Origin of the sequence: Pseudoxanthomonas sp. (genome assembly GCF_051953815.1) — a bacterium.
In the GTDB taxonomy this organism is placed as follows: domain Bacteria; phylum Pseudomonadota; class Gammaproteobacteria; order Xanthomonadales; family Xanthomonadaceae; genus Pseudoxanthomonas_A.
Genome location: NZ_JBQCIJ010000044.1, coordinates 12108 through 25210, shown reverse-complemented (window position 1 = coordinate 25210; position 13103 = coordinate 12108). Strand labels below are relative to the sequence as shown.

14 protein-coding genes are annotated in these 13103 nt (G+C 68.6%); 5 read left to right on the top strand and 9 right to left on the bottom strand.

The features are described from left to right. Positions 1–5: 5 nt before the first annotated feature. The 3 genes from ACTHN1_RS13440 to ACTHN1_RS13430 all read right to left on the bottom strand — a co-directional run bounded on the left by ACTHN1_RS13440 (position 6) and on the right by ACTHN1_RS13430 (position 3215). A complete protein-coding gene (locus ACTHN1_RS13440; RefSeq protein WP_440471442.1) occupies positions 6–929 on the bottom strand; it encodes a LysR substrate-binding domain-containing protein in 924 nt (307 codons plus the stop codon). A 71-nt stretch (positions 930–1000) separates the two neighbouring features. Continuing rightward, on the bottom strand, positions 1001–2374 hold the full coding sequence (locus ACTHN1_RS13435; RefSeq protein WP_440471441.1) for an aldehyde dehydrogenase family protein: 1374 nt from the start codon (positions 2372–2374) through the stop codon (positions 1001–1003). Positions 2375–2441: 67 nt separating this feature from the next. Continuing rightward, positions 2442–3215: an SDR family oxidoreductase gene (locus tag ACTHN1_RS13430; RefSeq protein WP_440471440.1), complete on the bottom strand. Its 774-nt coding sequence runs from the start codon at positions 3213–3215 to the stop codon at positions 2442–2444. A gap of 181 nt (positions 3216–3396) precedes the next feature. On the opposite strand from ACTHN1_RS13430, the gene ACTHN1_RS13425 reads away from it, so the two are divergent. Together ACTHN1_RS13425 and ACTHN1_RS13420 are read left to right on the top strand one after the other, a co-directional pair. Beyond that, positions 3397–4068 carry a glutathione S-transferase family protein gene (locus ACTHN1_RS13425; RefSeq protein WP_440471439.1) on the top strand — a complete coding sequence of 224 codons (672 nt, stop codon included), beginning with the start codon at positions 3397–3399 and terminating at the stop codon, positions 4066–4068. Between the two features lie 202 nt (positions 4069–4270). Next, positions 4271–5254 carry an LLM class flavin-dependent oxidoreductase gene (locus ACTHN1_RS13420; protein ID WP_440471438.1) on the top strand — a complete coding sequence of 328 codons (984 nt, stop codon included), beginning with the start codon at positions 4271–4273 and terminating at the stop codon, positions 5252–5254. 229 nt (positions 5255–5483) lie between these two features. Here ACTHN1_RS13420 and ACTHN1_RS13415 read toward each other — a convergent pair whose 3' ends face one another. Together ACTHN1_RS13415 and ACTHN1_RS13410 are read right to left on the bottom strand one after the other, a co-directional pair. Further along, complete coding sequence (locus ACTHN1_RS13415) at positions 5484–6665, bottom strand: NAD(P)/FAD-dependent oxidoreductase (RefSeq protein ID WP_440471437.1); 1182 nt, start codon at positions 6663–6665, stop codon at positions 5484–5486. 1 nt (position 6666) lies between these two features. After that, the gene (locus ACTHN1_RS13410; RefSeq protein WP_440471518.1) at positions 6667–7224 is read right to left on the bottom strand and encodes a YaeQ family protein; all 558 of its coding nucleotides are present in this window, start codon (positions 7222–7224) and stop codon (positions 6667–6669) included. Positions 7225–7537: 313 nt separating this feature from the next. Between ACTHN1_RS13410 and ACTHN1_RS13405 the strand changes: the two genes are divergently transcribed. Beyond that, positions 7538–7747 (top strand): cold-shock protein, encoded by a 210-nt coding sequence (locus ACTHN1_RS13405; protein ID WP_079722614.1) that lies wholly within the window; start codon positions 7538–7540, stop codon positions 7745–7747. Positions 7748–7830: 83 nt separating this feature from the next. Here ACTHN1_RS13405 and dbpA read toward each other — a convergent pair whose 3' ends face one another. From dbpA to ACTHN1_RS13385, 4 genes are all read right to left on the bottom strand, one after another. Further along, a complete protein-coding gene (dbpA, locus tag ACTHN1_RS13400; RefSeq protein ID WP_440471436.1) occupies positions 7831–9210 on the bottom strand; it encodes an ATP-dependent RNA helicase DbpA in 1380 nt (459 codons plus the stop codon). 78 nt (positions 9211–9288) lie between these two features. Beyond that, positions 9289–9735, bottom strand: coding sequence for a barstar family protein (locus tag ACTHN1_RS13395; RefSeq protein WP_440471435.1), 447 nt, complete (start codon positions 9733–9735; stop codon positions 9289–9291). Further along, entirely contained in the window at positions 9732–10316 is a 585-nt protein-coding gene (locus tag ACTHN1_RS13390; RefSeq protein WP_440471434.1) for a ribonuclease domain-containing protein, read from the bottom strand. The genes ACTHN1_RS13395 and ACTHN1_RS13390 overlap by 4 nt, the downstream gene beginning before the upstream one ends. A 5-nt stretch (positions 10317–10321) precedes the next feature. Further along, entirely contained in the window at positions 10322–11332 is a 1011-nt protein-coding gene (locus tag ACTHN1_RS13385) for a YbaY family lipoprotein (protein ID WP_440471433.1), read from the bottom strand. Positions 11333–11457: 125 nt separating this feature from the next. Here ACTHN1_RS13385 and ACTHN1_RS13380 point away from each other — a divergent pair, with 125 nt between their 5' ends. Together ACTHN1_RS13380 and ACTHN1_RS13375 are read left to right on the top strand one after the other, a co-directional pair. Continuing rightward, positions 11458–12078 (top strand): YdeI/OmpD-associated family protein, encoded by a 621-nt coding sequence (locus ACTHN1_RS13380; protein ID WP_440471432.1) that lies wholly within the window; start codon positions 11458–11460, stop codon positions 12076–12078. A 110-nt stretch (positions 12079–12188) separates the two neighbouring features. Continuing rightward, entirely contained in the window at positions 12189–13070 is an 882-nt protein-coding gene (locus ACTHN1_RS13375; protein ID WP_440471431.1) for a ZIP family metal transporter, read from the top strand. Positions 13071–13103: the final 33 nt, after the last annotated feature.

Genomic DNA, 13103 nt, shown 5'->3' with positions numbered 1-13103 from the left:
GGGACTCAGATCATCGGGTCGTCCGCCAGCACATGCGGTGCGACCAGCTCGCCGAACCAGTCCGAGAACGCCAGCACCCGCGCGGTGCGCTGGCGCCGATGCGGATAGACCAGCGACAGCGGCGTCGGCGCCGGCCGCCGGTCCGGCATCACTTCGACCAGGCGGCCCTCGTCCAGCAGGTGCTGGACGTCGAAGCGCGGCACCTGGATCAGACCCAGTCCGGCCAGGCAGGCGGCGATGTAGTTCTCCGCATTGTTGACGGTGATCATGGCCGGCGCGCCCACGCTGAGCGGAACCCCGTGCGGGGTGACGTAGTCCCATTCGGCCGCGCGCGGCGCGCTGGTGATGGAATAGCCGATGATCCGGTGCAGCGGGGCGAGGTGATCCGGATGCTCCGGATGACCGTGCGCATGGAGGTAGGCCGGGCTGGCGCAGTTGATCAGCTCCAGCTTGCCCAGCGAGCGCACCACCAGGCTGCTGTTCTCCAGTTCGCCGACCCGGATGGCGCAGTCGATGCCTTCCTGCACCAGATCGACGAAACGATCGCTCGATCCGAGGAACACCTCCAGTTGCGGATGCCGGGCCAGGAAGTGGGACAGCTGCGGCACCAGCAGGCGGCGGACGATCCGGCTGGGCGCGTCGATGGACAGGCGGCCGGAAACCCGCGAACGGCGATCCCGGAACTGCGCTTCCAGCTCCTCCACATCGGTGACGATCGGCCGGATGTGTTCGAGCAACTGGATGCCGTCGGCGGTCAGCTGGGTCTGCCGGGTGGTGCGATGGAACAGCCGGGTGCCCAGGCTGGATTCCAGTTGCTGGATCGCCGCCGAGACCGTCGCCCGCGGCAATCCGAGCGCCTTGGCCGCGCCGATGAAGCTGCCCAGTTCGGCGACCTGCATGAAGATCTGGTAGCGATCGATTCTGTCCATGGTCCGATGCGGTCAATCGATGCCGCCAGTATGGCGGTGCGACGGGGCAAACGTCCAAGTCGGGTGGTTGCTCAGGCGAACAGGCGCAGGCTTGCAGCGATGTCCTTGCCTGCGTAAGGCGGAAACACATCCAGTGGGACATCGGGATTTCCGATAAGCAGCGCCTTGGTGTTGGACAACGCATCGAAACCCGCCTTGCCGTAGTACTTGCCCATGCCCGAGTAACCGACGCCGCCAAAGGGCAGGCTGTCGATCCAGCAGTGCAGGTTGGTCTGGTTCACGCAGCCCCCGCCGAAGGACACTGAAGACAGGAAGTAATCGATGGCCCGCTGATCCTTGCTGAAGATGTAGGCAGCCAGTGATTTTGGCTTGCGCTTGATCGTCTCCACCACGTCCCGGAGATCGTCGAAGGGCAGCACCGGCAGCACCGGGCCGAAGACTTCCTGCCGCATCGCCGGATCATCCCAGGTGCTCGGATAGAGCACCGTGGGTTCGACATAGCGTCCGGCCACGTCGTGGCGTCCGCCATGCACGACCTTGTCCGGCAGGATGTATCCGGCCACGCGCTCGGCGTCGTGTTCGCTGATCATTCGCGCGAAGTCCGGACTCTGCCGGGGATCCTCACCATACATGGTGGTCAGCGAGCGCTTGAGGCGGGCTAGGAAATCGTCGGCGACGCGGCGATCGACATAGACATAGCCGGGAGCGATGCACCACTGCCCGGAGATGGCGTTGTGGCCCCAGGCGATGCGATCGGCGGCGATGTCCAGGTTGGCGGTCATGTCGACGACGGTTGGATTCTGTCCGCCCAGTTCCAGGATCACCGGCGTCAGGTGCTCGGCGGCGGCGCGCATCACCACCTTGCCGACCGCCGAACTGCCGGTGAAGAAAATGAAATCGAATGGCAGTTCCAGCAGCGCGCCGATTTCCTCGCGGCCACCGGTGACCACGCTCACCGCCTCGGCGCGGAAATAGCGCGGCACCAATCGCTGGAACAGCGCCGCGACCGTCGGTGTGGTGTTGGCCGGCTTGAGCACGACCGTATTGCCGGCGGCGAGCGCGGCGATGGCCGGATCCAGCAGGAGCAGGATTGGCGCGTTGAACGGGCCGATCACCAGGGCCACGCCATAGGGCTCCTTGTGGATCACGCCACGGTTGCCGGTGGCTTCCAGTCCGGCGGGAATGGCCACCGGCTGTGGCGCCATCAGTTCGGCCAGATGCTCGCGGTAGTAGCGGATCACGCCCAGCGGCACGGTGATTTCAAACTGCTGCTCGAACGGCGGCTTGTGGAAATCCTGATACAGCGCCTGGCAGAACGCGTCCTGGTTCTCCCGGAGCATGCGCTCCATCCGGTCCAGTTGCTCCTGCCGCCAGGCCAGCGATTTGGTGGCGTCGGTGAAGAAGAACTCGCGCTGCCGCTCCAGCAATGGCTGATATCGGTTCATGTGTCCACCCGTGGCAGGAAAGGATGGCCGGCGGCCGCACGCCGCCGGCTACCGGTTGGCGCGTGCTTTACTTGGTGGTGTAGCCGCCGTTGATCAGCAGCGTCTGTCCGGTCACCCACCAGCCGTCGCTGACCAGGTGGCGGATGAACGGCACCACGTCTTCGATGTGGGTCAGGCCGGTGGGGGTGAAGCCCGACAGCGCGGCGGCGGTTTTGTGGTAAGCCACCGCGTCCGTGCCTTCGGCCGGATAGAAGAAAGGCGTGTCCATCGGTCCCGGCCCGACCGCGGTGACCGAGATGCCACGTTCGCCGAATTCCTTGGCCGCCGCGCGGGTGAAATGCTCCACCGGCGCCTTGGTGCCGGCATAGGAGGAGTAGAACGGCGTGAACGCGCCGAGCAGCGAGGTCACGATGGTGCAGATCTTGCCGTTGTCGTTGACGTGCCTGCCGGCCTCCTTGAGGAAGAAGAACGCGGCCTTGCTGTTGACCGCGGTCATCTCGTCGTATTCGGCTTCGCTGATCTCCACCATCGGTTTCTTGAGCACCTTGCCGACGGTGTTGATGGCGATGTCGGGCCGTCCGACCGCCGCCACGGTATCGGCGAACAGCTTCTCGACCGCGCCGGCCGTGGTCAGGTTGCCCTGCAACGCGACCGCCCTGGCGCCGGCGGCCTCGATCGCGGCGACGGTCCGGTCGGCGTCGGCCTTGCTGGCGGCGCTGTTGTAGTGGATGGCCACGGCGCCGGCGCCATGTTTGGCCAGATCGGTGGCCAGCAGGCCGCCCAGGTTCTTGGCGCCACCGGCGATCAGCACGGTCTTGCCCTGGAGGGAGTGATCGGTCATCGGAAGGTCCTGCGGGATTGGGGAAGCCGCAGTCTAGGAGCGCCGCCCCGCGCGAATCAGCCGCCCGGCGCTGGATGCACTGTCCAGGAATCGCGAACAGTTCCTCCCGGCCACAGCAGCGACGGGTATCGCGGCCGCCGGATCGCGCACTAAGATGCGGCATCGCCCCGGAGGCCGCGCCATGATCACCGTCCATCATCTCAACAACTCCCGATCCCAGCGCGTGTTGTGGCTGCTGGAGGAACTGGGCCTGGACTACACCGTGGTCCGCTACCAGCGCGATCCCGAGACCTTGCTGGCGCCGCCGTCGCTGCGCGCGGTGCATCCACTGGGCAAGTCGCCGGTGCTGGTGGACGGCGGCAACACCCTGGCCGAATCCGGCGCGGTGCTGGAGTACCTGGTCGAGCGCTACGACGCCGCGCGCGCCTTGGCGCCCTCGCCGGGCACGGCCGAACACCTGCGCTACCGCTACTGGCTGCACTACGCGGAAGGCTCGGCGATGCCGCCGATGCTGCTGAGCCTGGTGTTCTCGCGGATCAAGCAGGCGCCGATGCCGTTTTTCGCGCGTCCCATCGCGCGTTCGATCGCCGACAAGGCCCTGCGGGGTTTCGTGGCCCCGCAGGTGCGCCTGCACCTGGACTACATGGAAGCCGAACTGGGCGAGGCGCGCTGGTTCGCCGGGGAGAACTTCAGCGCGGCCGACATCCAGATGAGCTTCCCGGTGGAAGCCGCCGCCGCGCGCGCGGGCCTGGACGCGCATCCGAAACTGGCCGACTTCCTGTCGCGCATCCACGCGCGGCCGGCCTACCAGCGGGCGCTGGCGCAGGGTGGGCCGTTCGATCTGCTCGCCTGACCGGCTTTCCGCAGGAGCGACGTCAGTCGCGACGATGAACTGGAAACCGGTGAAATTCCGCAAGGAACTTCGGTGTTCCGGTCGCGACTGACGTCGCTCCTGGGAGGAATGGGGAGCATGCGGGATTCAGTATCCCGAATGCCGGACTGGAAACGAGGGCGCGGGGGCCCCACGACGAAGGCATCGTCTGCCAGGAGTTGCCATGATTCCCTATTCGCTGCTCGATCTCGCCCCCGTCTGCGAAGGCAGTGACATCACCCGGGCCTTCGCCAACATGCGCGATCTGGCGCAGCACGCCGAGGGCTGGGGATACCAGCGTTACTGGCTGGCGGAGCACCACAACATGCCGGGCATCGCCAGCGCCGCCACCGCGGTGCTGATCGGCAATGTGGCCGGTGCGACGAGCCGCATCCGGGTCGGGGCGGGCGGGGTGATGCTGCCCAATCATTCGCCGCTGCAGGTGGCCGAACAGTTCGGCACCCTGGCGTCGCTGTATCCGGGCCGCATCGACCTCGGCCTCGGCCGTGCGCCCGGCACCGACCAGCCCACCGCGCGGGCGCTGCGCCGCTACTTCGACAACGCCGAGCAGTTCCCGCAGGACGTCAACGAACTGCTGCACTACTTCGAGCCCGCGCAACCCGGGCAGGCGGTGCGCGCGGTGCCGGGCGCCGGCGTCGATGTGCCGGTGTGGCTGCTGGGCTCCAGCCTGTTCAGCGCGCAGCTGGCGGCGGCGCTTGGGCTGCCGTTCGCGTTCGCCTCGCATTTCGCGCCCGATGCGATGGACCAGGCGTTGATGATCTACCACCGCAACTTCCAGCCTTCCGCGCGCCTGGCCAACCCGCACGCGATCCTGGCGTTGAACGTGGTGGTGGCGGAAACCGACGCCGAAGCGCGTTATCTGTTCACCACCCAGCAGCAGGCGTTCGTCAACCTGCGCCGTGGCAAGCCGGGACTGGTGCCGCCGCCGATCGACGACATCGAGGCGTTCTGGCAGCCGCATGAAAAACTCGGCGTGGCGCAGGCGCTGGCGTGTTCGGTGATCGGCGATATCGACACCGTGCGCTCCGGCATCCGCGCCTTCATCGAACGCCATCGCCCCGACGAGGTGATGTTGACCGCCAACATCTTCGATCACGGCAAGCGCCTGCGCTCGTTCGAACTCGCCGCCCAGGCGATGCAGTCGTAGCGCGGAGCTCGCGCCGCCGCGCAAGCGCGGAAGCCTGTCCGGGCTTCCCGTCAGTCAGAGCAAGCTTGGCTCAACACCAAGGCGGCGATGCCCAAGGGCGAAGTTTGCTCCGCTGTCATGAGCACGGAAAAACGTTCGGACCGCCCTCAGCCAGATAAGCCTGTCTCCACGCCTCCCCCTTCGAAGAAGGGGGACCGAGGGGGATTTGCTTTTGGCGTGCCGGAACGCCCTAAACCGCCATTCCCGCCGCATGGCCCGAGGCCCACGCCCACTGGAAGTTGTAACCGCCCAGCCAACCGGTGACATCCACCACTTCGCCGATGAAGAACAGGCCGGGTACGTGGCGCGACATCATCGTGCTGGAGGACAGACCGTCGGTGTCGACACCGCCGAGGGTGACCTCGGCGGTGCGGTAGCCCTCGGTGCCGCTGGCGACCAGCGGCCAGGACGCCAGCACGGCGGCGATCTCGCGCAACTGCGGTTCGTTGAACTGGCGCATCGGCCGATTCGGCAGCCATACCTCGCACAGGCGCTGGGCGAACCGGCGCGGCAGCGCGTCGGACAGTACCGTCCTGAACTCGGCGGCGGGCCGCTGCGCCTGCTGCTGCTTCAGCCAGTCCAGCGCGTCCTGGCCCGGCAGCAGGTCCAGGCGCAGGTCGTCACCCGCTTGCCAGTACGAAGAGATCTGCAGGATGGCCGGACCGCTCACGCCGCGATGGGTGATCAGCATGAAGTTGCGGAACGCCTGCTTGCCGCAGCGTGCCTCGACCGGCACGGCCACGCCGCTGAGATCCTGCAGGCGTTCCTGGTGCTTGCCGCTGAGGGTCAGCGGCACCAGGCCGGCGCGGGTCGGCAATACCGCGTGGCCGAACTGGCGCGCCAGTTCGTAGCCGAACCCGGTGGCGCCCATGCTCGGGATGGACAGGCCGCCGGTGGCGACCACCAGCGACGGGGCGGCGAACACGCCGTGCGAGGTGGCGACGCGGAAGCCCCCGTCCACCGCCTGCACGCGCTCGACGCCGCACTGGGTTTCGATGCGCACGTGGGCGGCCTGGCATTCGTCCAGCAGCATCTTGACGATCAGCTTGGACGAGACATCGCAGAACAGCTGGCCCAGTTCCTTCTCGTGATAGGCGATGCGGTGGCGTTCGACCAGCTCGATGAAGTCGGCCGGCGTGTAGCGCGCCAGCGCCGACTTGCAGAAATGCGGATTGGCGGACAGGTAATTGGCGGGACCGGCGCCGGTGTTGGTGAAATTGCAGCGTCCGCCGCCGGACATCAGGATCTTCTTGCCGACCTTGTTGGCATGCTCGATCACCAGCACCCGCAGGCCGCGCTGGCCGGCGGTCAGCGCGCACATCAGCCCGGCGGCGCCGGCGCCGACGATGATCACGTCATGGGTGGGCGCCATGTCAGGCCGATGCGGTTTCCGCGCGCTGGCGGTAAACCGGCGTCACCGTGACGGCGCGGGCGTCGTCGATCAACTGGATCTCGCCGTCCTGCACCATCACGCTCAGGCGCATGCCGCGGGCGAACAGGGCGGTCAGCGCGTCCAGGTCGGCGGCGGACAGGTCGAGCACGCTCAGGTTGCGCAGCCGGGCCAGGCCGGCGGCATTCTTTTCCCACCACAGGTCGGCCGCGCGGCCGCCGTAATTGAACACGATCACCTCGCGGGCCCGCCCGCAGGCGCGGCGGATGCGCGATTCGTCGGGTTGGCCCAGGTCGATCCACTGCTCGATGTCGCCGGTGTAGTCACGGCGCCACAGGTCCGGATCTTCCTCCGTGCTCAGGCCGCGACCGAATTCCAGCCGTTCCTCGGCGAACAGGGCGAACGCCAGCAGCCGCACCATCAGCCGGGCGTCGGTTTCGGAGGGGTGCTGGGCCAGGGTCAGGCCGTGGGAGGCGTAGTAGTGCCGGTCCATGTCGCTGATCTGGAGGTCGGCTTTGACGACGGTGGCCTTGAGCGCCATGGCGGGGTCGGGAGGGGCGGAAAGGGGCGCCATGATACGGGTCCGGCGGCCGGATCCGGCCCCGGAGGCCGTTGGAACACCCGAAACTGAAGAAAAAGGGCCTCCAGGCGTCGGAAACCTGTCGCTTTTGGCCCGCAGGCCCGGTAGAGTGCGCGGACTGTGCTTGCCAGGGTCACCGTGAATCGTGAGCCTGATGCGGTAGATACATCTGCTACATCTTCCCGCTTTACCAACGCCTGCAAACTCAGTCTCGGTCCGGAACGTTCCGGCGCCGCGATTTTTCAACCCAACCATGTTTCAGGAGTTAGTAAAGATGTCTGAGCGTCAGACCGGAACCGTCAAGTGGTTCAACGATGCCAAGGGCTTCGGCTTCATCACCCCGCAGAGCGGCCCGGACCTGTTCGTGCACTTCCGCGCGATCCAGGGCACCGGCTTCAAGTCGCTGAAGGAAGGCCAGGCGGTCACCTTCGTGGCGGTGCAGGGCCAGAAGGGCATGCAGGCCGACCAGGTGCAGCCGCTGTAATCCAGCGCTGACCTTCGTGTCGCAATGAAAACGCCGGGGCTTGCCCCGGCGTTTTTCTTTTTTTGGATCCCGGGCGCCGGGGCTCAGATCCGGCGGACCCGGAAACTGCGTCCCTTGATCCGGCCGGCGTTCAGCCGGGCCAGCGCCTGAGCCGCCTTGCCGCGCTCCACCGCCACGTAGGAACGGGTGGCGAAGATCGCGATCTTGCCGATGGCGGTGCCCGGCAGGCCGGCGTCGCCGGTCAGCGCGCCGAGGATGTCGCCCGGGCGCAGCTTGTCGGTCTTGCCGGCGTCGATGCGCAGGGTGCTCATCGACGCCGGCGGCGCGCTGCCCGCGCGGGGCGCCGGCGGCAGGCCGCGATCCCAGCGCAGCGGCTGGCCCAGGCGTTCCTCGATGGCGGCCGTGCGCGGGCGTTCGCGCGGGGTGACCAGGCTGATCGCCAGGCCGTCGCGACCGGCGCGGCCGGTCCGGCCGATGCGGTGGACATAGGTATCCACGTCACTGGGCAAGTCGTAGTTGAACACCGCGGCCAGGTCGTCGATATCCAGGCCACGGGCGGCCACGTCGCTGGCGACCAGCACGTTGCAGCTGCGGTTGGCGAAGCGCACCAGCACTTCCTCGCGATCGCGCTGTTCCATCTCGCCGTGCAGCGCCAGCGCGGAAAAACCGAAGTGCTGCAGCGAGGTCGCCACCTCGTCGGTGTCCTTGCGGGTATTGCAGAACACCACCGCCGATTCGGGCCGCTGCGCCGCCAGCAGGCTGGCCAGCGCGACCTGCTTGCGCACCGGTTCGACCTCGACGAAGCGCTGCTCGATGCCGGTACGCGCATCCTCCGGCGCCGCCACGGTGACTTCCACCGGCTCGCGCAGGGTGGCGCGGGCCATGATCCGGATCGCGTCGGGGAACGTCGCCGAGAACAGCAGGCTCTGCCGGTCCGGCGGGGTCCGGCCGATGATTTCGCGGATGGGCTCCTCGAAGCCCATGTCCAGCATGCGGTCGGCCTCGTCCAGCACCAGCGTGCGGATGCCGCCCAGGTGCAGGATCTTCTTGCGCATCAATTCCTGCACCCGTCCGGGCGTGCCGACCACCACGTGCGGGTCATGCGCCTCCAGCGAGGCGATCTGCGGCCCCAGCGGCATGCCGCCGCACAGCAGGGTGACTTTCAGGTTGGGAATGCCGATGGCCAGCTTGCGGATCTGCTGGGCGACCTGATCGGCCAGCTCGCGGGTCGGGCACAGCACCAATGCCTGCGCGCGGATCAGCGCCGGATCCAGCCGCTGCAGCAGGCCCAGGCCGAAGGCCGCGGTCTTGCCGCTGCCGGTCGGAGCCTGCGCGATCACGTCGCGACCGGCCAGGATGGCGGGCAGGCTTTCGGCCTGCACGGGGGTCAGGTGGGTGTAACCGAGGGCCTCGACGCCGGGGCGCAGGCCGTCGAGCAGGGGCAGGGTGCTGAATTCGCTCATGCGCCATGATCGCACGGCACGGGCGCGATCATGGCGAACCGGCTCCGACGGTCGGGCCGGAGCCCGAGCCGGGACCCATCAGGACGCCTGCGCGTCCAGTTCCTCGAAATCGTCCTCGTCCAGGGCCAGGAAGGCCCAGAACGGCACGTCCTGGCCGGCCCAGAACTGCGCGGCCTCGTCCAGCACGTCCAGCAGGGTGTCGAACACGGCTTCGTCGCGCCGGCGCAGCTCCGCGCCCTGGTCCAGCAGCAGCACGTAGCCCGGGGCCGGCAGCCACGACAGATCCCGCAGGTTGTCGGACAGGGCGTCCCAGTTGCGGCCGGTGCTGTCGGGGAAATCCAGCTGGGTGGCGAGCCGCAGCATCAGCGAGGCCTTGTTCTCGCAGCCGGACAGATCCACCCGGCGCACGCCCAGCGCGGCGTCGCGGCCGGCGGCGGCCAGTGAATCCAGATCCTCGCTGGTGACGAAGAACACGCCGGCCTGGCGCGCGTCGCCCAGGCCCAGGTCAAAACCGGAGTCGGTCATCGGTTCACCTGCGCGGCGGGAATGTCGAAGCGGCGGAAACTCTCATAGTGATCATCCGTGTAGTAGTACTCCACCGGGGGCTGTCCGCCGGTGACGATGCGGCGCGCGCCGCGGTGATCCAGGCCCGGGGTGTCGACGGTGTATTCGCGATAGTAGCCGCGCTGCCGGGCGGGCAGGCGGCCTTCGCGGTTGCCGAACACGCTGCCGTCCTGGCGGTTCGGGAACGGCCCGCCCCGGGCGATCAGGGCCAGGGTGCGATGCGCTTCCGGTGGCAGGAACGCGGGCAGGGTGTCGTTTGTCGTCGCCGGCGCCGACACGGGCGTCGCGGCGGGCGGAGGCGGCGGCGCGACGGACGTGCCGGCATCCGCGCCGACCCGGGTGGACTCGATCGGCGGCAGTGGCAGTTCGGAACGGCCCGCAGGCGCGCCGGCGTTGGCGCCGATCGTGGGCGGCGCTTCGCCCACGGCGTCGTGGCGCGCGCGTTGCTGCTGCCAGAACCAGCCTCCAATCAGGACCAGCAGGACGGCGATGATGACGAGGGGCTTGCGGAAGCCCGAGCGCTGACGGGAACGGCGCGGCATGACGATCACTCCGCCAGGAAGCGGCCGCAGCCGCGATAGGTCTTGTCGCCGACGGTCAGTACGGCGGTGGCCGGGAAGTCCTGCCCGCTCATGTCGTCCTGGCAGGCCTTGCGCGTGGCGGCCAGCGCCACCTTGACGCCATCACCGGTGCTGCCGCGGAAACCGTCCGCGGTGGCCTCGGCGCCGGCCACATCAAGCTTGCGCTCGCCGTAGTCCAGTTCCGCGTGCAGCGACGGCGTTTTGCCCGCGCCGACCTCCACCCACCAGCCCGGTTCGTTGCCGACCGCGCGGAAGGCGATGCCGCGATCGCGCGCCGCGTCCCACGGCGACACTTCGTCGGTCTGGGTGCAATCCACTTTTTCCTTGCCGGCCAGGGTCAGCATGCCTTCGCGGCCCTTGGTCCAGAATTCGTTGCCGGCGGCGTCGGCATAGCGTGCGCCGGACGCGGACACCGCGTGCGGCAGCACCAGCGGCTTGCCGCCCAGGTCCAGGCTGACGTTGTCGGCCGGGCCGTTGTCGAAACTGGCGCCGATGCGCTGATCGCCGCACTGCCATCGGGTCTTCACGACCGCGTCGCCAGGCGATTCGTCGGCGACGCGGATCAGGGACAGGCGGGCGGTCTGGCCATCGCCCGGCACCACATTCGTGCGCGTGTCGGTGACGAACCACAGTTTGCCGGCGCCGTCGCGCAGGCTCGCGTGCAGACCGTAGCTGCCGTTGGCCCGGAGCTTGGTGGCGTCGTAGGGCAGGTCGAACGCGAACGGCGGTCCCTTGGCGTCCTTGACCTCGGTGCTGGCGATGATCGCGGTGGGCGTGTCGGCCAACTGATTGTCGATCAGCTGCACGGTCAGCACCGCGCCGGGAGGCGGCGCGATCCGCTCGCGGTAGGCGGCTTCGCCGTGGATCGTGGTTGCCGCGCGGGTCGCGGGCGTGGCCGGGGCATCGGCCGCCGGCTTCGGCTGGCAGGCGGCCAGGGCGATCAGCAGGGCGGCGGGGAGCGCGGGACGAAGGGCCATGTCCTGTTTCTTCCTTCGGCGAAACGGCCAGCATAGTCGCGCGAAGCTTCACCCACCGTGACGGCGTTCCTGCGTGGCCGGCGGCGCGCTAGAGTGGCCGCTGGTCCCGTGGCAGGAGCCTTACGATGAGCCAGCACGATCCCCGCATCGATGCCTACATCGCCCAATCGGCCGAATTCGCGCGCCCGATCCTGGAAAAGCTGCGCGCCCTCGTCCACGAAGCCTGCCCGCAGGTGGAGGAAACCCTGAAGTGGGGCATGCCGACCTTCATGCACGCCGGCGGCATCCTGTGCGGCATGGCGGCGTTCAAGCAGCACGCCTCGTTCGGGTTCTGGAAACACGCGCTGGTGGTCGGCGAAGGCGTGCCGCGCGATGGCATGGGCAGCTTCGGCAAGATGACCCGGCTGGCCGACATCCCGCCGAAGAAGCAACTGCTGCCGCTGATCCGCAAGGCGATGAAATTGAACGAGGAAGGCGTGAAATCCGCCGGCCCGCGCAAGCGGTCGGCGCCACGCCCGGCGCCGGAACCGTCGACGGATTTCCTCGCCGCGCTGAAGAAGAACCGCAAGGCGCTGGCCGCGTTCGAGGCGTTCAGCCCCAGCCATCGGCGCGAGTACGTCGAGTGGGTGGCCGAGGCCAAGCGCGAGGACACCCGCCAGCGGCGCATCGCCCAGTCGATCGAATGGCTGGCCGAGGGCAAGCCGCGCAACTGGAAATACATGCAGGCCGGCGTCAGCGCGCGATAGGCCGGACCGAACATGGCCATCGGCGCTTCCGAATGGCTGCCGGCCGGACCCGGCGCTAGTATCCGGCGTGCGTCCGGTGCGTCCGCGCACCGATTCCGGAGCCGCCGGTCATGAATCGCGTACTGCAACCGCTGGCCTTCCGCCAGGCCAACGCCTGGCCCTATCTGGCCGCCACCGGCCTGATCATCGCCGCGAGCCTGTGGACCCTGTTCACCGCGCCGGCCCAGGCCGTCGGCGCGATGGCCGGTTGGCGTGGAGGTGCCCTGTGCGCGCTCGCCACCGCGCTCGGCGCGGTGCCGGTGCTGGTGGTGCGCGGCCTGCCGCAGCGCCTGGCCGATGGCCTGCTCGGTTTCGGCGCCGGAGTGATGCTGGCCGCGACCGCGTTCTCGCTGATCCTGCCCGGACTGGAGGCGGCCCAGCAGATCGGCTACGGGCGCTGGGGCGCGGCGGCGCTGATCAGCGGCAGCCTGCTGCTTGGCGCGCTGGCCCTGCTGGGACTGGACCGCGTGCTGGTGGACGAACCGGTGGACGCGCATCCGGATGCGCCGCTGGTGCCGGCGCGCGTGCTGGTGTTCGTGTTCGCGATCCTGCTGCACAACATTCCAGAAGGGATGGCGGTCGGGGTCGCGGCGGGCGGGCATCTTCCCGGCGCGGAGGGCCTGGCGATGGGCATCGCCCTGCAGGACGTTCCGGAAGGCCTGGTGGTGGCGCTGATTCTGGCCGGCGCCGGCATGACGCGGGCCAAGGCGGTGTTCATTGGCGCGTTCTCGGGCGTGGTCGAGCCGTTCGCCGCGGTGCTCAGCGCCTGGGCGGTTGGCGTTTCGGCGGTGCTGCTGCCGTGGGGGCTGGCCTTCGCCGCCGGCGCGATGCTGACCGCGGTGGCGCACAGCGTCATTCCCGAATCCAACCGGCATGGACACGGCGGTTTCGCGACGCTGGGCCTGGCCATCGGCTTCTGCCTGATGATGACGCTGGATACCGCGCTGGGCTGAGGCTTGACCGCGCCACCGGCTGCCCGCAGGCTC

Bases quoted from the DNA above. Each gene is read 5' to 3' on its own strand.
- ACTHN1_RS13440 (WP_440471442.1), bottom strand. From the start codon at position 929: ATGGACAGAATCGATCGCTACCAGATCTTCATGCAGGTCGCCGAACTG.
- ACTHN1_RS13435 (WP_440471441.1), bottom strand. From the start codon at position 2,374: ATGAACCGATATCAGCCATTGCTGGAGCGGCAGCGCGAGTTCTTCTTC.
- ACTHN1_RS13430 (WP_440471440.1), bottom strand. From the start codon at position 3,215: ATGACCGATCACTCCCTCCAGGGCAAGACCGTGCTGATCGCCGGTGGC.
- ACTHN1_RS13425 (WP_440471439.1), top strand. From the start codon at position 3,397: ATGATCACCGTCCATCATCTCAACAACTCCCGATCCCAGCGCGTGTTG.
- ACTHN1_RS13420 (WP_440471438.1), top strand. From the start codon at position 4,271: ATGATTCCCTATTCGCTGCTCGATCTCGCCCCCGTCTGCGAAGGCAGT.
- ACTHN1_RS13415 (WP_440471437.1), bottom strand. From the start codon at position 6,665: ATGGCGCCCACCCATGACGTGATCATCGTCGGCGCCGGCGCCGCCGGG.
- ACTHN1_RS13410 (WP_440471518.1), bottom strand. From the start codon at position 7,224: ATGGCGCTCAAGGCCACCGTCGTCAAAGCCGACCTCCAGATCAGCGAC.
- ACTHN1_RS13405 (WP_079722614.1), top strand. From the start codon at position 7,538: ATGTCTGAGCGTCAGACCGGAACCGTCAAGTGGTTCAACGATGCCAAG.
- dbpA (WP_440471436.1), bottom strand. From the start codon at position 9,210: ATGAGCGAATTCAGCACCCTGCCCCTGCTCGACGGCCTGCGCCCCGGC.
- ACTHN1_RS13395 (WP_440471435.1), bottom strand. From the start codon at position 9,735: ATGACCGACTCCGGTTTTGACCTGGGCCTGGGCGACGCGCGCCAGGCC.
- ACTHN1_RS13390 (WP_440471434.1), bottom strand. From the start codon at position 10,316: ATGCCGCGCCGTTCCCGTCAGCGCTCGGGCTTCCGCAAGCCCCTCGTC.
- ACTHN1_RS13385 (WP_440471433.1), bottom strand. From the start codon at position 11,332: ATGGCCCTTCGTCCCGCGCTCCCCGCCGCCCTGCTGATCGCCCTGGCC.
- ACTHN1_RS13380 (WP_440471432.1), top strand. From the start codon at position 11,458: ATGAGCCAGCACGATCCCCGCATCGATGCCTACATCGCCCAATCGGCC.
- ACTHN1_RS13375 (WP_440471431.1), top strand. From the start codon at position 12,189: ATGAATCGCGTACTGCAACCGCTGGCCTTCCGCCAGGCCAACGCCTGG.